Genomic DNA, 18,939 nt, shown 5'->3' on the forward strand with positions numbered 1-18,939 from the left:
GGTAAGAAGATGAAGCACGCAACCTCCTCTTTCGTCTAGATTATTCTGACCCTGTCGTTGCGTCTCGATTGGGGGCGTGGAAAGTTGATCTTGAATTGTCTCACGCGGTTTGCTGTTGCGAGTGCTGACGGCGGACGAGAGACGTAAATGGAATTACGAATCTCCGGTTGAGAAGTTCACAGAGTGACCTTCGGCCCAAGTTGGCGGCTCGCACTTTGCCGCTAGTTTCCTGATGACTTGCTCGGGAACCGGGTTCGCCCGACTCTTGTTTTGTTTGAGCAAGTCATTGAATAACGGCTCAACATAAACAATTTCGATACGAGCGTTGTAGTCGGTGAACAAGTCGATCCAGCGTCCGCGGGTCTGCTTCATCGTGTTCGTCGCGTTGAAGGCAAATGACCTTCCGGCTCGAAGGTGCTCACGGCATCGCTCACGCGCCAGTTGCACCACGTGGCCCTGATTATCGGTCGGATCGACGTTGAGTTCTCCACGAATGTCGTCCAAGCCGACCACAGGTAAGTCACCGCGGTTTCGAGACAACCAAGAATCCTTGCCGCTACCGGGCAGGCCAGCCATTACCGTCACCTGACAGGAAAACTCTTCGTGAGGCACGTAGTGCAGATTGGGATGACGTTGCTGAAAGAACAGAAATCGAGCATGGTCGTTGGCGAACGGATACTGCTTGTCGTAGCAGTCCGACTCTTCCGAGAGCAGCTTCCAATAATTCAGGTTCTCTTCAGGACGAGTCATCGAATCGGTGTTTCGCCCACGAGTGTCCGCAAGAGCAAACAAATAGAGCAACCGGTTCTCGACAAGCCACGACAGTCGAACCACCTCGTGTGTCGGTTCTGTGCGTTCCAGCAAAAAGGCTGGCCGACCGTGGTATCGGACGAGTCGTGCAATCTCCTCACGGGTTTTCAGATCGCACGCCAATTCTCGCAGAACTGCTCGGACGAGATGCTCACCCTTCACAGCATGTTTTGGCGAAGTGATACGTCCCGTGTCGGGATCGACCTGAGAGGTCAGCGGTTTGGCAGCGTCATGGAATAGTGCAGTGAAGATCAACGATGTTCTCTGGTGAGCAGACAGATCAGACCATTCATCCAGCCTTGTAAGCTCCGTGCAAACCATCTTGGTATGTGTCCAGACATCTCCTTCGGAGTGCCACTCGGCATCCTGTGCGCAGTCCGCCATCGCTTGGCACCATGGCTTTGTTTCTGCCCATGCCACGATGTCGTCAAGCGTCTGATTTTTGAGTTGCTCCCAATTCATGACCAAATATCCACGTCATCTGCAAGCTCGTTGGGCACCATCACCTGCTGCTGCCAGTGAGTGCTCTGCTTGATTTTCTCGACAAATGCTGGCCGAACAAACTTGGCTCGCCCAGTTACCAATCCCTCTGCTTCCGTTCTAAAGTACAGCCCTTCCATCAAGTTGTCCGTCTGACTGGTTTCGGGGTTCTCGAACCGACTGTCAAACTTCGACGGACCAATTAGCGTTTCCATCTCTTTTCGTTTCAGGACGCCCGTGTGCAAAACGGGAACAGTTTCAATTCCTGTGTCTTCAAGCAGACTTAATCGTTTCTGGAGATCGAGAAACGCTTCCGCCTCTTTGTCGTAGATGTCGAACTCGAAGAAGTAATGCGTAAGCTGACGATAGAAGATCGAGTGACGTGCGTAGGCCCATTCACCGAACAGGATATAACGCTGCTGCAGCCGCTCTTCCAAGACATTTCGTTTGACCACCGCCCACTGTTTGAACAAGTCGTACTGTGGATGCATTCCCTCAGTGATCAAGTGGCCTCGGCACTGTAGAACGATTTCACCATCGTCCGAGAAGTGAATCCCGACGTTGGTTCCGTCGATTTTTTCTTCGACGATCAGAGATTCGTCCGCAATGAATTCACACGATTCTGCTTCGCCTAGATGTTTGTCGTCTGCGGTTCCCTTGGATCCGAACAAGTGAGGAGTGCGAGGATATTTGACGAAATTGCCGTTTGAGGCACCCATCATGTCGCTCCAGCTGTTCGTGATTGTGAAATTATCGATTCGACGAAAATGCCGTAATCGCTCTTCATCGGAAGTTCGTAGTTCGTTTGGATGCGTTTTCTGCGAGCGACCGTCTTCGTATTTGTCATTGGGTTGATCGAAGTCTTAGCGTAGTTTCCCCAGTACAAGCCGACGCCCCGTCTCTGCCAACTTGGAATATCGTTGAAGTTGATACCGTACTGAAACAGCAACTCGTTCTTTTGGCTTACGGATTTTCCGAGCAGTTTCTTTGTGGCCTGCTGTTCGCTGAAGCCGTCTTTTCGCAATGTCCAGTAACACCATGAATTCAGGGCGTTTCGAGAAGCATCTTCATTTCGCCAGCGGAAGTAATCGACAACCAGCTCGATGTTAGGCAACTGCGAAATGCGGCAATCGAAGGATGCAGCTTGACCTAACCTTACTGAAAACTGGGCACTCGCCTCACCGGCCAACGTTGAATTGTACTTACGCAACTTGCGACCAAACACTCGCTCATCAGGATCGAAGAGCAGCGAGATTTCATCGCTCTCGGTATAAGCGTAAATCACTTTGAATCCACAATTCATCAGCGATTTGGTTGTTGCCACCATCAAATCGCGGAATCGAACATCGAACGGTGCTTCAAATTGACAGGCATTCTTCGTCAATCGGGTAAAGCTGCGACCGTCGATGCGAGCAACCATAAACATGCCCGGCAACACACATAAATCGGCGGCGGTTTCATAGACCCGCATTTTCTTGTCAAGATCGTCAAACTTCATCTTTCCATTCCTCTAACGCAAACCCACTGTTTTCAATTCTCACGTACCACAATTCGTCGAAGCCCTCGTCCAGCTTTGGAAGCTCCAACTTCTTTGCAGTCGAAAGAATCGCTACTTCTGGCACTCGATCAGTCCGTTCCTTGTTCCTTCTTAAGCAGTCGTCCACTTTTGAGCGAAAGTAGTAGCCGATCACTCTAAATCCTGAATCCCGTGACTTACCGATGTACTTGGCTCGTTCGTCGCAAGTCGGATTCGTGTTGTCGATGACAAACCGCTGCTGCGTCTCTATGCAAACCTCAAGAATACGGTTTTCCCGATTCCGAGTTCGCAAAAGATCGAGGCTGATCCGCACGTGAGTTGCAAAGAATCGCTCTTTAAAGAACGAAGACTTTCCTGACCCTTGCAGACCAGTAAACACAACAGCTTCCATCTCATTCACTCGTGCCACAACCAATAAAAAAAGCCCACACGGTTGACCTGCACCGTGTGGGCTTGAGTTGAGTCTCAATAGGTGAGTGCCGGATTACGCCATCAAAATGACAGTTCTTCAGAATGTTGTTGATTCGCATGAGGCATGACGCACATTCCTTTTCGGTCTCGAGTTGCTTAGGTGACACTTTGCGTGACAAAAAGGTTCGCTCGCGAATCTGGCGAAGCACTTTCGCTATAATTTCCGTTCGCAACGTTTCACCACTCGTGCTATTGATGAACAAGTTACAGATAGCCTGTGAACATGCTGTCGATCCGTTGTGTCTTCGATCTGTTGTGCCGGAACCATTAGGGACGCACCACCGCAGAATCTTGTACGACAGAACTGTCCGTTGATCGCCTACGACAAAGAGAGTCAAAAATGGAATACTTAGGGTGGCTGCTAGTGGGGCTATTGATGGGAGGCGGGATTTCGTACATCGCGACGAGGTGCATCAAGGCCGCAAGTGACGATCGTAGTACCGTCGCTGCGTTGCTGCGTTCCCATTTTCATCCAATCAAGATGGACAGCATTACGATCTCTGAACGAGAATTTCCATTCCGAGTTCGTGCCGACCTTCAACGAGCGATTGACAGGCTGTTCGGCGACGACACCGAAGTGCTGCACTTCTGTGGGGTCCGCAAAGAATACTCTCACGAAGGCGTGTCTCTGGCCGACTGTGTGATCGAAAGTGAACACTATCCCCCTGTTTCGATCCCACCCGAGTTCGAGGAAATCGACATTGGTGACGAAAATCCAGTCCGAGTTCTCAAAGTCGGCCTTTGGCTTCTCGAAAAGAACCAGAGTCGGTTTGTTGTTCTATTGACCCCCACCGGGCAATACGGCCAGATTACCGGAATGAAATTTCAAGTCGGTACGCCGAATTCTCCCGAGGGTACAAAAATCGTCCAGAGCTTCTTTAAGCACCTGGAAGACGCAATCCTGAAGGCAGAGTCTTACCGTGGCAAAACATTGTCACTTGAACAGTCTGAACATTCCTACACCGGACAATCGACTGGCATCACCGTTCACAAGCTTCGGTTGGTTGAACGAGAGAACGTCATTCTGCCTGAATCGACACTCAAACTACTTGAACGCAATGTGATTCAGTTTGTTCAACAGCGAGAGCGTCTCTCGAAGTTCAAGCAATCGACAAAAAAGGGGATTCTGTTCTATGGGCCTCCGGGAACGGGAAAGACACACACCATTCACTATCTATCACGTGCGTTGGAAGATCATACGACGCTATTGATTTCCGCGGAGCAAGTGGGACTGTTATCCGAATACATGACATTGGCCCGGCTGTTGCAACCGAGCATGGTCGTACTCGAAGATGTCGATCTAATTGCCCGAGATCGTGCCAATATGAACAGCCCCTGCGATGAAATCTTGCTCAACAAGCTACTCAACGAAATGGACGGTTTAAAGCAAGATGCCGACATCCTTTTCATTCTTACGACGAACCGACCGGAGTCACTCGAAGCAGCGCTGGCTTCTCGACCAGGACGAATCGATCAAGCGATTGAGTTTCCACTTCCCGATGATTCTGGCCGTAACAAGCTCATTCGACTCTACTCGGAAGGCATTTCACTATCAGGCGAAGTTGTCGCAGATGTCGTTCGACGTACGGAAGGCGTTAGCGCTGCTTTTATCAAGGAACTGATGCGGCGATCGGTACAGTTTCACATTGAGCGCAATGGGTCTGGAGAGATCAACAGCGAGGATGTCTCCAACGCACTGGACGAAATGCTTGTCAGTGGCGGATCGCTAAATCGTAAACTACTCGGCGGATCTGGCATCGAGTAAACTATCGTTGCTGTCGTATCAGCAGGATCTCATCCTTTGACGCTCGCTCGCTATCGCTTGTCTTATCGAGGAAGGCGACCGGTCTCGAAAATCAGTCCGATATTGACTGGCGAAGCCGCTGTTACGTCAACGCAGCCCGCTGTTCTTTTTCGAGGATCGCAGCGAGCTCTCGCAACAGCGTAGCCCCATCGCCTCGGTAGGCACTTCCATGCTGACAGGCAAGCGTCGTGGGATTGAGCGACGCCAGACGCTCCAAGATTGTGCCGGTCTTCGTTGAATGGGCGTAGTAATCCATTGGTTTGCGCATGGTTTCGCTGGCAGTCAAAACCTCTGATTCTGTGATCGGTATTGTGTCCGCACCAGGCTGGGTGAAGAGGTCGCCACACAAGAGCGTACTAGTTGTCTGGTCAAACAGCACGCCGCAGTCCCAACCGTGCGGCACATGCGGGGTATCAATCCACTGCCACGTTTTCTGACCCGTCGAGAAAGTCTCGCCATCAGCCAACCCCCGGCCCTCTCGGTCGGCATGATCGTTGAGCGATGTCATTAGACCAATGTTGCTGGCGAACGGAACCGCTTGTGGTGCTACAGCCAGAAACTCATTCATGGCACCCGATTCGTCCCCCTCGAAATGTGAGTAACCGATGTGGCGGATGCGATCGAGCGGAATGACCTTCGAGATTGCTTCGGATACAAACGGAAACCATCGACGCCAGCCCGTGTGAAAGATCATCGGTTCATCGTCCACGATGAGGTACTGGCTGAGATTGAAACCACCGGGGATAGCATCGCTCCGCAGCGGAGTATTGATGCGGTAAATTCCTTCTGCAACCTCGTCGATTGTCGTTCCGGTGTGAGCATTCGTTTGCATGACGTGTTTCCGTTGAGAATGAATGGTCGCTATTTCGTATTATCTGCCTTGTTCGTCGTAAATCCAGATTCGTCCTTCCTGAAATTGATGTAACCTGTTCATTCTACCAAGTCTTCATGTCGCTCGCGTTTCGGATCGGCGATGCTAAACTGAATCAGAATAATGCATGCATTTTGCACTCAAGACGGGACGATGTGATTCCTTTCGCCGCACGCAATCACAAGTGGGCATCGGTCACGTCAGAAGCGGCTTGTGCGATTCCCAAACGGCAACCACAGCACGTTTGGTCGTAGCCCGCCACTAACTCGGGAAGTGCTTTGATTGATTGGACGAGGGGCAGTGTCGCAATTCTAGTGCTCACTTTCATCAGCGCCCTGTTGGTCGAGGAATGAAGCCTGACTTTAAATGAAACCGAGCGTCAATGTTGATATGTCGCCGGATTGCGACGTGTTGCCTTGTTCGAAACTTAGGAAGCCTGAATGTTAAACGATTTCAACGAACGGCTTGCGATTGCCAAAGCGAACCTCCGACAGAAAGAAAAGCTTGAATCGATGTTGCGTTCCGCTCGCGTTTTGCTGACAGAAGCAAAGCACGAGCAGACGAGTCTGAGGCAGATCGCAGAGAAAGAGCATTCGGATCTCACTGCTCTGGAAGGCCTGAGTCTCACGGGGTTGCTTCATGCCATGCTTGGCAGCAAGGAGCAGAGACTTGATAAAGAGCGAAAAGAGTTTGTCGCCGCGAAGCTGAAATTTGATCAAGCCACCGCCACCGTGGATGATCTCCGCGAGGAGGTGCAGCGATTGACGGACGAGTCATCACGACTGGAAAACGCTGGCACGGAGTACGAACGTGTGCTTGTCGAAAAAGAGCAATATCTTTCGGACAACGACAGTGACGTTGCAAGCAAGCTTGTTGAACTAACGCAGCGGATCGCGGATTTAGCGGCAGACCAACAAGAACTTGATGAGGCTGTCGAGGCGGGGCAGTTCGCACTTCAATCGGTTGAGAGAATCCGAGACACACTTGCTTCCGCTGCCAACTGGGGCGTTCTGGATATGTTCGGCGGCGGCATGCTAACGACGATGGCAAAGCACTCAAAGATCGACGCCGCTAAGGATCAAGCCCGATTCGCGCAAAGGAGGTTACTGCGTTTTGAAGAAGAACTTGCCGATGCAGACGAGCGTCTTCAGGTATCGCTGCAAATCGATGGATTCTCCAAGTTTGCAGATTACTTCTTTGATGGATTGATTTCCGATTGGATTGTGCAATCAAAAATCCAGAAAGCGAAGGCTGAATGCTCCCGCATCATCTCTCGTGTGAAGGCCGCGATGCGAGGATGTCAGCATCGCAGAGACTCGGTTAGATCGGAGATCAAGACACTGAAGGACAGCAAGAGAACGTTGATCGAAACGGTGTAGAACGATCCAGATTGTTTTCATCAGGACCAAATTCAACCCTTCGCCGTGGGGCAGGTTTGCAACCTGTCTTTCCTGATGCGACGGATTGTTAGGGATAATGGTAGCGATTCACGATGGCAGGTTTCAAACCTGCCCCACGCAAAGCGTTTCAGTCATTCTACATTTTACCAGAGCAGGCAAATTAAATGAGAGTTTTAGCGAACCCAGGTTGCGGTCATCCGATTGCTGTCGTCGTCATTCTCGCTTCGATTCTAGCTGCGACGACGCTACACGCTGACGAGTCAACCGTGCCCAAACTTGATCCTCGAATCAAGATGATTCCGCTGAGTCCATTACATGGAATCGCAGCCGATGGCGAGATTCTGTCGGTAAACCAAACTCGTTTTGTGATCATAGGAAAGACTTACTACGGGGACCGTCAATATCTAACCGTAATCAAACTTCCGACTGGCGAGGTGCTCGAGAAAGTAGCCATCGCGTTGCCGATCGAAGAAATCGAACATGCCACCGGCTCGCAAGACGGTTCGCGGATCGCGATCTTGCAGGGCGACACGATTGAAATCCGCGACGTCGTCACTGCCGGTGAAGTAAAACATCGCATCGCTGCAGAAGCGGGTAAAGTTACCAGCATTTCGTTGTCTAATGACGGTGGACAACTCGCGGTAGGATCACATCAGCACGTGACGCTCTACGATTGCCAAACCGGAAAACGTTTGCATCAGTACAAAATTAATTCAGGAAAACCCATCGTCTTTTATAGCGACGTCGATCAACTCGGCGTCTTCAGTTCAACAGGTGTTTGGTTATCCGAATCCAATGGCGAACCTCCTGAATTTTGTTTCGCTACACCTGAAGGCTTGGAACTGCGAAACGTTTGTGTTTCCAAGGGTCACTGCTTCGCCACACTCAAAAAAATTCGTTCGGTGAATTTGGCCATCGAAATCATGAGCGGGAATTACCAAGACAGCACTTATTTCGCGGCCAAATTCGATACCCAAGGCAACATGAAGTGGCAAATCGGCACATCCGACGATTCGATTGCGGTGAGTCACGACACCGTCATTTTTCGCAACGTGGATATGCTAATGAGAACGACAAACTCAGCAGAGGTGACCACCATTGGTCGTTGCGAATGGCTCGACCAATGGAAGTTCTCTGCTGGCGGCGAATTTTTGGTTGGACTCGTCAATCAAGAGAACGGGGTACAAATTTGGAATGCCGATACTTGGCGACCCCACTTCGCCAATGCAATTCCGTACGGCCCGTCAGCTTGCGGAATTGACGACAACGGACGCGTCACCGTGACGAGCCAATCGAGCGTGTGTGTCGCTGATCTTGGGAAACCGTTTCAACGAGTGAGGGATCTGCCTGACGACATTTCTCCTTACATGGGCAAACACTGGCTTTCCGGCGACGGTCGTTTACTCGCGTGGCTGACTAAATCCGATGGCGTCAAACTAATGGATCTCGCGGAAGACAAAGAGATCAAGATCGAGACACGCAGTGACTCTAAGGCGAATTCCGTTTGGGTCAATCAATTGGGAGACCGCGTGATCATTCGTTACAAGAGCAAGCCCACGTCCCCGGGCCAGGAGGCGAAACGCGGTTTTCTGGAAGGATTCTTCGGCGGCTCGTCAACCGTCACAGCACCGACGGATCTGATTTCGTTACCAACGGGAAAACGAATTGCCGAGTTCAACACCAGCGATCTCGAGATATTTAGGCATCCGATTTTTCCAGCTGAGCGGATGACGTACTCAACAAGGACCGGGATCTCGCATTTCTCCATCTCGCCAACAAGCGTGAATAAAACGGGCAGCATCCGCATCGAGCACTACAGTCAGTCGGTGAGCGCAAGCGGAGCGATGGTGGTCGGAACACATTCAGGCAAGGTTCTTTGGTATGAAAGCCCCGTAGCGTCGCCACAGACACTGCTGCAAACCAACGACGATCACAGACTGATCGTGGGTTTGTCGCCCGATGGGAAAACGGCTTTTTGTTGTGAACATGTCATGCCTCGCAGACAAACATTGCTGAAGGTCATCAGTTGCCCTGATGCAAAGATTTTGTGGGAGCAATGGCTGCCAGGCGAAATCAAAAAGATCGACGTCTCCCCACGAGGAAAGTATGTGCTTCTCTCGATGTTTGATCGATGGTTTGTTGTCGACGCTGGGTGACAACACATAAGGCCAGTCGGTGTGATCGAAGACGGTGGGAAATAAGGCCTACGGATGTCGCAAATCCATAGAGCCGTGTCGCAAATCATTCTCATCTCCGCGATTTCAGCAATGACAATGGGTTTCTTAGCGGCCATACGCCCAAATAACGTGGCCATTCCCCCATAATGAAACTCAAGCTGATCCCGAAGACAAAAGGACGGCGGCCCCATATTCAGCGATTCGACGAAAAGGAAAGGAACTAAAATGACGAGGTTTTTTGCCTGGTTGGTGGTGGGCGTGCTGACGGCGACGAGTCTGTATGCGGATCCCGTGACGGTGCAATCTCCGGGTGGCCAGCTCGCGGTTTCGTTTGAGGTTCGCGAAGACGCATTGTTCTATTCCATTTCCAGGGAAAATAGGCCGGTCGTTGATCCGTCCAAAGTCGAGATTTTCGCCGGTGCGAAGATGGCGGTGGTTGAGCAGTCGATTCGCGAGAGCGATTCGAGCTGGAAACCGGTCTATGGCCAGTTCAGTAGTATCCGCGATCACCACCGCGAACTGACTCTTTCGCTGACTGCGGACTCAGTGCCGGTGCAATTGATTTGCCGCGTGTTTGATTGCGGAGTCGGATTCCGCTTTGTGCTGTCAGAAGAATCTGCAGGCAAGAAGATGACTTATACCAGCGAGTACAAGTTGCGCGGCGGTGCGGCTCACTATGCAGGCCAGCGTGGTGCGAAAATCGCTAATCTCGCCAAAGCAAAACGGGTCGCCGTCCCCTTGGTGACGCAGCGCGACGATGGGCTGCATGTCGCGTTGCTGGAGTCGGATCTGTATTCCGCCGCCGGGTTTGAGATCATGGGAATCCGTTTTGCCGCTGCCTCAGGGTCACTGGTGGCGTCAAGTTCTGCTGTCTCGATTGGCGAGGGACAGGTGACGGCTTGGCGAGTGATTTTGATCGACGAAACTGCCGGCGATTTGACAGTGAATACGGTCTCGCTGAATCTCGCGGCCCCCTGCAAACTAGCCGATACGAGCTGGATCAAGCCTGGCAAAGGTCTCTGGGACTGGCGGATTCACGGCTATCACAACGGAGAATTTGTGTATGGCATCGATACCCGCAGCTATTTTCATTTGATCGACTTCTGTGCCGAACAAGGCATCGAGTACTTTACCGTCGACGATTTTTGGTTCACCAAAGCGGGCAATGGAAAGATGACCGTCGCACCGGAGGTTGATATTGCCAAGGTAATGAGCTACGCCAAGGAAAAAGGCGTGATGATCATGCTCTACTACGATCGCAGGAAAGGAAACTTCGGCGATGAAACACTGTTCCGTCACTATGCCGATCTGGGTGCGACGGGCATGAAGTACGGCTTCATGGGCAACAAGGCCGATTTCACCCGAGACGCCATCAATGCAGCCGCGGAAAACAAGTTGCTGATCAATTTCCATGACGGACCGGTGCCGATGGCGGGTGTCGAGAGAACGATGCCCAACTTGATCACCCGCGAATACTGTCATGGTCAACAAGACAGCCGGAGTGCGTTCACGCCCGAAACCTTCCTGCAAATGGCAATGGTCAGTGCACTCACCGGTCCGCTCGACATGTCCAATGGAAACTTCGGGATCAACAGCATTAATGCGGGTGAGCGTAAGAAAGGGCCCAAGAAAAGGAACAGCTACATCTCGACCGTGGTCAGCGAAGTGGCTCGCAATCTGGTGATCTATACGGGATTGGTGACACTGCCCGACGCGCCGGAGGAGTACCTAAAAAAAGCAGATCTGTTTGAGTTCCTAAAACAGATGCCTGCGACATGGGACGACACTCGAGTGTTGAATTCGAAGATCGGAAACTACATCACGGTAGCTCGCCGCACAGGCGATCGATGGTTTGTCGGTTCGGTCAGCGACCAGACCGCTCAAACGCTTGACATTCCGCTTAATTTCCTTGAGCCCGGAGAAACCTATGAAGCCACGATCTATCAGGATTTGCCCGACGCACATGGTGTAAAGAATCCCGAAGCGTATGAAATCACCACGGCGACCGTGAAACGCCACGATGTGCTTCCAGCCAAAATGGTGGTCGGCGGCGGACATGCCATGATCCTGCGTCCGGTCCACCGTAAACCCTGAGCATGCTGAGCAGAAAGAGCCTTTGATGTCGCCGGAGGATCCGGCTGCAACCTTTTTGGATCGAAGGAATCAATCGATCTTGTTTCTTCAACCCAATCCCCTCACCGCTGAACAAAATAATGAAACTACAACATTATATCGGTGCTTTCTTGCTGACCTTGCCACTGCATGTGGGATCGTCGAATCGTGTGAGTGCACAACCTAGCACCAACGCGAGCCCCTCGAATCCGAATGTCGTGTACATCCTGGCGGATGATTTGGGCTACGGCGATTTGGGTTGCTACGGGGCAACGAAAGTCCAGACGCCGAACATCGACGCATTGGCCAAAGCAGGACGCCGGTTCACCGACGCCCATACCGCATCCGCCGTTTGCACGCCCTCACGCTACGCCTTGTTGACGGGTGAATATCCCATCCGTGGCAATGGTGGCAAAGGCGTGTGGGGGCCCGCGCCCGTCACATCCGGACTGCTCATTGACACGGATCAGCTGACGATTGCGGACGTGTTCAAGAACAAAGGTTACGCAACCGCGGCACTGGGTAAATGGCACTTGGGGTTCGGAGAGGGACAAAACGACTGGAAAGAACCGCTGCGGCCAGGGCCTCAAGATCTCGGTTTTGATTACTACTTTGGGTTGCCGGTGGTGAACAGCGCTCCGCCCTTTGTCTATGTCGAAAACGATCGCATCGTGGGCAGCGACCCTGCCGATCCACTGGTCTATATCGGCCGCGGGCATGCAAAAGAGGCAACGCCGATCACAGAAATTCCACCTGAAGCCTCGCAGCGCACTCCTAATATGTTTAAGGGAGCCGTGGAAGCTCACAAAAATTACAACGACTATACGGTCGGAACGGTTTTGGCGGAAAAGGCAGTAGACTGGATCACGGCGAACAAGCAGAAGCCGTTCTTTCTCTATATGGCCACGACGCATATTCACCACCCCTTCACCCCCGGCAAGCGGTTCCAAGGATCGAGTGATGCGGAGCTTTACGGCGACTTCATCCAAGAGCTGGACTGGATGGTTGGCGAAGTGACCGGCTGCCTCGAGAAGCAGGGCTTGAGCGAGAACACGCTGATCATTTTCACCAGCGACAACGGCGCGATGCTGAATCTCGGCGGACGCAATGCCGTCAAGGCGGGACATCGCATCAACGGCGATCTGCTGGGCTTCAAATTCGGTGTCTGGGAGGGCGGGCATCGCGTGCCCTTTATCGCCCGTTGGCCTGGAAAGATCGAAGCCGGCAGCACCTCGGATCAGTTGATCTGTAACGTTGACATGTTGGCCACGTTTACGGCACTAACCGGCCAAGACTTGGATGCGGTGGAAGACACCGACAGCGTCAACGTGTTGCCCGCGTTCTTAGAGAATCCTGCCGAACCACTTCGCACCGAGTTGCTTCTGGCTCCTAACAAACCAGCGAACTTGGCCATCCGCAAAGGCAAGTGGATGTATATCGGGGCAAGAGGAAGCGGCGGGTTCAGCGGGTCCAAGCCGAACCAGCACGCCTGGGGCGGTCCACCCGCGGTGGCCTTTGTTGGCGGCGAAAACAGCGACATCGAAAATGGAAAGTTCAAACCGGGGGCGCCGCCAGCTCAATTGTACGACCTGGAAAATGATGTACGGCAAACCCAAAATCTTTACAACCAATACCCCGAAGTCGTTCAGGAAATGAAGACGCTGCTGAATTCGTATCGACCTAAGACGCCCGCGGACGCAAAGCAACAACGCGTTCGTAAGCCGAAGGTGACCAAGTAATGAAGGTTTGCAATTGGTTATTGTTGGCCGGGATTCTGATTCCACTTCTGATCCCGAGTTTAGGTATCGCCCAGACGCCTGCCCGGCCGAACGTTATTTTCTTTTTGACCGATGACCTTGGGTATTCGGACATTGGTTGTTATGGCGCGACGAAGGTCAAGACACCGAACCTCGACCGGCTGGCGGCCGACGGAGTCAAGTTCACTGACTTCCACACCGGTGCGTCGATTTGTTCGCCGTCGCGGGCGGCGTTCTTGACGGGTAGCTATCCGCAGCGATGCGGACTTTACATGGGCATCAACCCCATCCGTGATGAGCACTGGTTTCTGGGACTGAATCCTGATGAAGTCACATTGGCTGAACAGTTCAAGAAACAGGACTACCAGACTTTCATGATTGGCAAGTGGCACCTCGGCAAGGAGCCCGAGTTCCATCCTTTCCGGCACGGGTTTGATCACTACTACGGCATGCCCAACAACGCCGGCCATTCATCCCATTTCTATGACGGCGAGAAAGAAATCTATACGCAAACGCCGTTGGACCAATTAACCAAACTGTACACCGACCGCGCCGTCGAGATCATCCACGACCACGGCGACCAACCGTTCTTCCTGTACCTTGCCCACAACTATCCCCACACACCGTACAAAGCTGGCAAGGATTTTGTGCGGTCCTCGAAGGACGGCGTCCGTGGCGACGTGATCCAGGAACTCGATTGGGGTGTCGGTGAAATGATGAAGGCGATCGAAGAGGCCGGCATCGCTGAGAACACGATCGTCATCTTCACGTCGGACAACGGACCTGTGAAGCCGCAATACGCCGCGCCCTACCGAGGCACTAAATATGTCACCTTCGAAGGTGGCCACCAAGTGCCATTTATCATTTATTGGCCAGCGGTGATCAAGCAAGGCGTGCAATCCGACACCCCCGTGGTCGCGATGGACTTGTTCCCGACCTTGTCCGAAATCATTTGCGAGCCTCTGCCAGCGGAACGAAAACTCGACGGTGTGAGTTTGCTGCCACTGTTGCAAGGCAAACCGCTGGCGCGTCCCGACGATGAACCTTTCTACTATTACAACTGCGAGAATCTGCAAGCGATTCGTCATGGTAATTGGAAGCTACATCTGCCGCGCACCACCAAACAGCTTCCCTTTTGGGACAAAAACAAGACCTTTACCAACATCGAATCGCCAGTCCTCTACAACCTGGAATCGGATATCGCCGAATCAACCGATGTTGCCGCTGCGAACCCCGAAGTGGTGCAGCAGATGGTTCGCATGGCGGACGAGACTCGCAAAGAGCTGGGTGAATTCATGCAGCGTGGCAGCGGCCAACGGGCCACCGGGTCCGCGATCCCGGGTGCTCCGATCATCAGTCACGGCAAAGATTGGCCGACCGTCGACGCCGACACCCGCGACGCGATCCACGCAGAGCGGCTGAAGCGACATCCTGAATTGAACCAGAAACCTGCCACGAAGAAAGCAGGAAACAAGAAGCGGAAACAACAGGAAGCAGCGAATTAATTCCCTGTAGCCAAAGCCTCGGTAAGGTTGCCACACGATCGAAGTGGGTCGTGAAATGGTAGGGCCATGGTTCTACGAAATGCGGTGTGAACCATCACTACTCTGAAGACATTTTCGAGAATGTACTTAAAGGAAACACGATGAGCTTATCAATAAGAAAACAATTCGTACTTGTACTGCTGCTGTCGATCGCTTGGCCGGCAGCGGCCCATTCGGAAGAACCGAAGTCCAGTCGACCTAATTTCGTGATCTTTGTCGCCGACGATATGGGCTGGGGTGATTCGGCAACGTACGGCAATGAACTGATTCAGACGCCGAATATGGATAAGCTTGCGTCGCAGGGCGTGAAGTTCACACAGTGCTATTCGGCATGTGGTGTCTGTTCGCCATCACGGTCGGCGATTCTTACCGGGCGGACGCCGTATCGCAATGGTGTTTGGCGACACTTGTCGGGAATCCATGAAGCTCACCTGCGTGAGAGCGAAATCACCTTTCCCGAGCTGTTGAAAGATGCTGGCTATGAAACGTGCCATGTCGGCAAGTGGCATCTACTCTCGAGACAACAATTCAACACATCCCAGTTTCCTCAGCCGGGCGATCATGGCTACGACTATTGGATGTGCACACAAAACAACGCCAGCCCCAGCCACAAGAACCCCGACAACTTTGTTCGCAATGGCGAGCCGGTGGGAAAGCTCGAAGGCTATTCCGCTCAGCTGGTTGCATCCGAAGCGGCACATTGGCTTAAAGATATCCGTGATCCTGCAAAGCCGTTTGCGATGACGGTGTGGGTGCATGAGCCGCATTCGCCGATCGCCACCGACCCACGATTCTCGGACCTGTACAAGGGACACGAGAACAGCAAGTACATGGGGAACATCACGCAAATGGACAACGCCTTGGGAATGGTGATGGATGCCCTGGATGCCCAAGGAGTCAGTGATGATACGTTTCTATTCTTCACATCGGACAACGGTCCCGTGCCCGCATTTGGCGGCTCGTCTGGCGGCCTGCGAGGCAACAAACGCAGCGATCACGAAGGCGGCATCCGGGTGCCAGGGCTGGCGCGTTGGCCGGGGCATATCGAACCGGGCACCACCAGCGAAGTGCCGGTGATCGGCACCGACCTGTTTGCCACGCTGTTGGACATCGTTGACATTCCGCTGCCCACGGATCGTACGATCGACGGCGTCAGCATGCTGCCCGCCTTCGCCGGCAAACCGATCGAGCGAGAAATTCCGCTGTTTTGGCGTACCCACGTTTCCTCGCCATCCGATCGTGTTGCGATGCGAATCGGCGACTGGAAAATCGTCGGCAATGAAACGCTGACCGAGTTTCAGCTGTTTGAAATCCAAAAGGACTGGAAAGAAGAGAACGACTTGTCTGCCAAGATGCCTGAAAAAACCGAGGAGATGAAAAACGTTCTCTTCAAACTTTGGGCGGACATCGAAGAGGAAGGCCCCAATGAGTGGTGGGAGAACGAACGACAGAAACCCGCCAAAGGCGGCAAGCTGAGTTACTAACGCCTCAACTTTGTCTTCATCCTCGCTGATGATCTTGGCACGCCGAGTTCGCAGCTCAAATTCTAGCAAGAACACGATGAAATTTACAAAATTGGAAATCAACATGCATCGAGTTTTATTGGCCCTTGTGATGGTGGGCTGGATTGCCGTGGAATCATCTCTGGCAGCGCGTCACGATGTCGACGAGAGCAACAACCCAAAGGCGGACATGGCGTTTGTCAACGAGGCTGCTGCTCCCGAAGAGCCGTTGACGCTGTGGTACCGAAAACCGGCGACCAAGTGGGAAACCGAAGCGTTGCCGGTGGGAAACGGCCGGTTGGCCGCGATGGTTTTCGGCGGGGTGAATAACGAGCGGATCCAGTTCAACGAAGAGACCGTCTGGGATGGCGTGCCCACCGATTACAACAATCCCGGGGCGCTGAAAGCGTTGCCGGAGGTTCGTCGCCTGCTTTTCGAGGGTAAGAACGCCGAGGCGACTCGGTTGGCGGGAAAGACGATGATGGGGAGTCCGCATCGAATCAAATCCTATCAGACGCTGGGCGATTTGTTCCTGGACTTTCCCGACGCCGAAAAGGTCTCGGGCTACCGGCGTGACCTGGATCTGACAACGGCCATCAACCGGACGCATTACAGCGTGGATGGGATCGAGTTCACGCGTGAAGTGTTTGTGAGCGCACCGGATCAAGCCATCGTCATCCACCTCAGCGCGAGCCGGCCGGGAAAGATCAACTTCACGGCCCGATTTTCTCGCGACAACGCCACCACACAATCTGCGTCGGACAACCGTTTGATCCTGCGTGGCAAACTCGGTGTTGATTACGAGGCGCAGCTCCGTCCTGTGGTGAGTGGCGGCAGCGTCCGTTTCGCTGACGGAGTACTGAAGGTCTCCGATGCCGATGAAGTCACGCTGCAGGTGGTGGGAGCGACGAGCTACAACAGTGCCACGGACATTTCCGGTGACGCGACCGCACGCTGCGAGCAATACCTGCAAGCGATCGGCAACAAGTCCTACGCGGAGATGCGTGCTACGCATGTCGCCGACTACCAAAAGCTGTTCAATCGCGTGCAGTTGGACCTAGGGACAACCGACGCGGTCAACAAACCAACCGACCAGCGGTTGCAGGAAATCAAGAAAGGGAAACATGATCCGCAGTTCGAAGTTTTGTACTTCCAATTTGGGCGTTACTTGTTGATCAGCAGTTCTCGTCCCGGATATCTGCCCGCCAACCTGCAGGGCAAATGGGCACAGCAATACAACGCGGCTTGGAACAGCGATTATCACTTCAACATCAACTTCCAAATGAATTACTGGCCGGCACAGACCACCAACCTGTCTGAATGCCACCAGCCGTACTTCGACTACGTGGAAAGCCTCGTGCCGTTTGGTGAGAAAACGGCCAAGGTGCACTACGGCGCGGACGGCTGGACGCTGCATCACCTCTCGGACATTTTCGGCATGACGGCGCCGGCCGATGGCGTGCACGGCATTTGGCCAATGGGCGCAGCCTGGGCCAGCCGCGGTCTGATGGAGCACTACCGCTTTAATGGCGACAAACAGTTTTTGACCGAGCGGGCGTATCCGATGATGAAGGGTGCCGCCGAGTTTTTGTTGGATTTCTTGGTCGAAGCACCTGCAGGGACGCCGGCGGCGGGTCGATTGGTCACCAATCCATCTCACTCGCCCGAGAATTCGTTCATCAAAGCGGACGGAACGGAATCGTTGTTCACCTATGCGTCCACAATGGACCTGCAAATTATTCACGACCTGTTTACCGGTCTGCTTGAAGCGAATCAGGCGATCGATCCGACGGGCAATTTTGACAAAGAGTTCCGTGACGAGCTTGAAACGGCGCTAGCCAAACTGCAGCCGCTACAGATCAGCCCCAAAACAGGTCGCTTGCAGGAGTGGATTGAAGACTACAAGGAAAAAGATCCACATCATCGCCACACCTCGCATCTGTATGGACTTCATCCGGGCAAGCAGATCACGAAGAACGCGACACCCGAGTTGTATGAAGCGGCGAGGAAATCACTGGAAGCACGTGGGGATGGCGGCAAGGGTTGGTCCATGGCGTGGAAGGTGAATTTTTGGGCCCGTTTTCATAACGGCGACCGCGCTCATAAGTTGTTAAGCAACCTGTTGAGCAAGATGACGCTGACCAACCTGTTTGACACGCATCCACCGTTCCAGATTGACGGCAATTTCGGCGGTACGGCAGCGATCGCAGAAATGCTTTTGCAAAGCCATGACGGCGAAGTGCATCTCTTACCTGCTTTGCCAAGTGTATGGAAGGAAGGCTCCGTACAGGGCCTACGTGCTCGCGGCGGCTTTGAAGTCGACATGCAATGGAAGGATGGCCAGCTGACGAAGGCAACGATTCGTTCGCTCAATGGAAATCCATTGAAGGTCCGCTACGGCAGTGAAACTCGCGAGCCGGTTCTCGCCAAGGCAGAAAGTTTCGACTGGGATGGAATATAGAAAGCACGGTGGA

At 53.0% G+C, this 18,939-nt stretch carries 13 protein-coding genes; 8 read left to right on the forward strand and 5 right to left on the reverse strand.

All coding sequences use genetic code 11. The annotated features are described in order from the left end of the window. Positions 1-153: 153 nt before the first annotated feature. From ABD971_RS01275 to ABD971_RS01290, 4 genes are read right to left on the reverse strand one after another with little or no spacing between them, the layout of a single operon-like run. Positions 154-1,272, reverse strand: a complete 1,119-nt coding sequence (locus ABD971_RS01275; RefSeq protein ID WP_345318658.1) for an AAA family ATPase — start codon at positions 1,270-1,272, stop codon at positions 154-156. Beyond that, positions 1,269-2,009: an RNA ligase family protein gene (locus tag ABD971_RS01280; RefSeq protein ID WP_339946125.1), complete on the reverse strand. Its 741-nt coding sequence runs from the start codon at positions 2,007-2,009 to the stop codon at positions 1,269-1,271. Before ABD971_RS01280 ends, ABD971_RS01275 begins: the two co-directional genes overlap by 4 nt. Then, complete coding sequence (locus ABD971_RS01285) at positions 2,009-2,788, reverse strand: tRNA(His) guanylyltransferase Thg1 family protein (protein ID WP_339946124.1); 780 nt, start codon at positions 2,786-2,788, stop codon at positions 2,009-2,011. Before ABD971_RS01285 ends, ABD971_RS01280 begins: the two co-directional genes overlap by 1 nt. After that, complete coding sequence (locus tag ABD971_RS01290; protein ID WP_425571229.1) at positions 2,778-3,227, reverse strand: AAA family ATPase; 450 nt, start codon at positions 3,225-3,227, stop codon at positions 2,778-2,780. Before ABD971_RS01290 ends, ABD971_RS01285 begins: the two co-directional genes overlap by 11 nt. 411 nt (positions 3,228-3,638) lie before the next feature. On the opposite strand from ABD971_RS01290, the gene ABD971_RS01295 reads away from it, so the two are divergent. Further along, entirely contained in the window at positions 3,639-5,063 is a 1,425-nt protein-coding gene (locus ABD971_RS01295; protein ID WP_345318661.1) for an AAA family ATPase, read from the forward strand. Between the two features lie 121 nt (positions 5,064-5,184). Here the strand turns inward: ABD971_RS01295 and ABD971_RS01300 are convergent, their stop codons facing one another. Next, a complete protein-coding gene (locus tag ABD971_RS01300; RefSeq protein ID WP_345318663.1) occupies positions 5,185-5,934 on the reverse strand; it encodes an oxygen-binding di-iron domain-containing protein in 750 nt (249 codons plus the stop codon). A 479-nt stretch (positions 5,935-6,413) separates the two neighbouring features. On the opposite strand from ABD971_RS01300, the gene ABD971_RS01305 reads away from it, so the two are divergent. The 7 genes from ABD971_RS01305 to ABD971_RS01335 all read left to right on the forward strand — a co-directional run bounded on the left by ABD971_RS01305 (position 6,414) and on the right by ABD971_RS01335 (position 18,926). Beyond that, positions 6,414-7,352, forward strand: a complete 939-nt coding sequence (locus tag ABD971_RS01305; protein WP_345318665.1) for a hypothetical protein — start codon at positions 6,414-6,416, stop codon at positions 7,350-7,352. Between the two features lie 185 nt (positions 7,353-7,537). Then, positions 7,538-9,529 (forward strand): hypothetical protein, encoded by a 1,992-nt coding sequence (locus tag ABD971_RS01310; RefSeq protein ID WP_345318667.1) that lies wholly within the window; start codon positions 7,538-7,540, stop codon positions 9,527-9,529. A gap of 246 nt (positions 9,530-9,775) precedes the next feature. After that, positions 9,776-11,644 carry a glycoside hydrolase family 97 protein gene (locus ABD971_RS01315; protein ID WP_345318669.1) on the forward strand — a complete coding sequence of 623 codons (1,869 nt, stop codon included), beginning with the start codon at positions 9,776-9,778 and terminating at the stop codon, positions 11,642-11,644. Between the two features lie 119 nt (positions 11,645-11,763). After that, entirely contained in the window at positions 11,764-13,401 is a 1,638-nt protein-coding gene (locus ABD971_RS01320) for a sulfatase family protein (protein WP_345318671.1), read from the forward strand. Next, entirely contained in the window at positions 13,401-14,924 is a 1,524-nt protein-coding gene (locus ABD971_RS01325) for a sulfatase family protein (RefSeq protein WP_345318673.1), read from the forward strand. The genes ABD971_RS01320 and ABD971_RS01325 overlap by 1 nt, the downstream gene beginning before the upstream one ends. Positions 14,925-15,064: 140 nt before the next feature. Next, positions 15,065-16,447 carry a sulfatase-like hydrolase/transferase gene (locus ABD971_RS01330; protein WP_345318675.1) on the forward strand — a complete coding sequence of 461 codons (1,383 nt, stop codon included), beginning with the start codon at positions 15,065-15,067 and terminating at the stop codon, positions 16,445-16,447. A gap of 76 nt (positions 16,448-16,523) precedes the next feature. Next, entirely contained in the window at positions 16,524-18,926 is a 2,403-nt protein-coding gene (locus ABD971_RS01335) for a glycoside hydrolase family 95 protein (protein WP_345318677.1), read from the forward strand. The last annotated feature ends 13 nt before the right edge of the window (positions 18,927-18,939 follow it).

The sequence above is a fragment of the Novipirellula rosea genome (genome assembly GCF_039541335.1).
GTDB classification, from domain to species: domain Bacteria; phylum Planctomycetota; class Planctomycetia; order Pirellulales; family Pirellulaceae; genus Novipirellula; species Novipirellula rosea.

Bases quoted from the DNA above. Each gene is read 5' to 3' on its own strand.
- ABD971_RS01275 (WP_345318658.1), bottom strand. From the start codon at position 1,272: ATGAATTGGGAGCAACTCAAAAATCAGACGCTTGACGACATCGTGGCA.
- ABD971_RS01280 (WP_339946125.1), bottom strand. From the start codon at position 2,009: ATGGGTGCCTCAAACGGCAATTTCGTCAAATATCCTCGCACTCCTCAC.
- ABD971_RS01285 (WP_339946124.1), bottom strand. From the start codon at position 2,788: ATGAAGTTTGACGATCTTGACAAGAAAATGCGGGTCTATGAAACCGCC.
- ABD971_RS01295 (WP_345318661.1), top strand. From the start codon at position 3,639: ATGGAATACTTAGGGTGGCTGCTAGTGGGGCTATTGATGGGAGGCGGG.
- ABD971_RS01300 (WP_345318663.1), bottom strand. From the start codon at position 5,934: ATGCAAACGAATGCTCACACCGGAACGACAATCGACGAGGTTGCAGAA.
- ABD971_RS01305 (WP_345318665.1), top strand. From the start codon at position 6,414: ATGTTAAACGATTTCAACGAACGGCTTGCGATTGCCAAAGCGAACCTC.
- ABD971_RS01310 (WP_345318667.1), top strand. From the start codon at position 7,538: ATGAGAGTTTTAGCGAACCCAGGTTGCGGTCATCCGATTGCTGTCGTC.
- ABD971_RS01315 (WP_345318669.1), top strand. From the start codon at position 9,776: ATGACGAGGTTTTTTGCCTGGTTGGTGGTGGGCGTGCTGACGGCGACG.
- ABD971_RS01320 (WP_345318671.1), top strand. From the start codon at position 11,764: ATGAAACTACAACATTATATCGGTGCTTTCTTGCTGACCTTGCCACTG.
- ABD971_RS01325 (WP_345318673.1), top strand. From the start codon at position 13,401: ATGAAGGTTTGCAATTGGTTATTGTTGGCCGGGATTCTGATTCCACTT.
- ABD971_RS01330 (WP_345318675.1), top strand. From the start codon at position 15,065: ATGAGCTTATCAATAAGAAAACAATTCGTACTTGTACTGCTGCTGTCG.
- ABD971_RS01335 (WP_345318677.1), top strand. From the start codon at position 16,524: ATGAAATTTACAAAATTGGAAATCAACATGCATCGAGTTTTATTGGCC.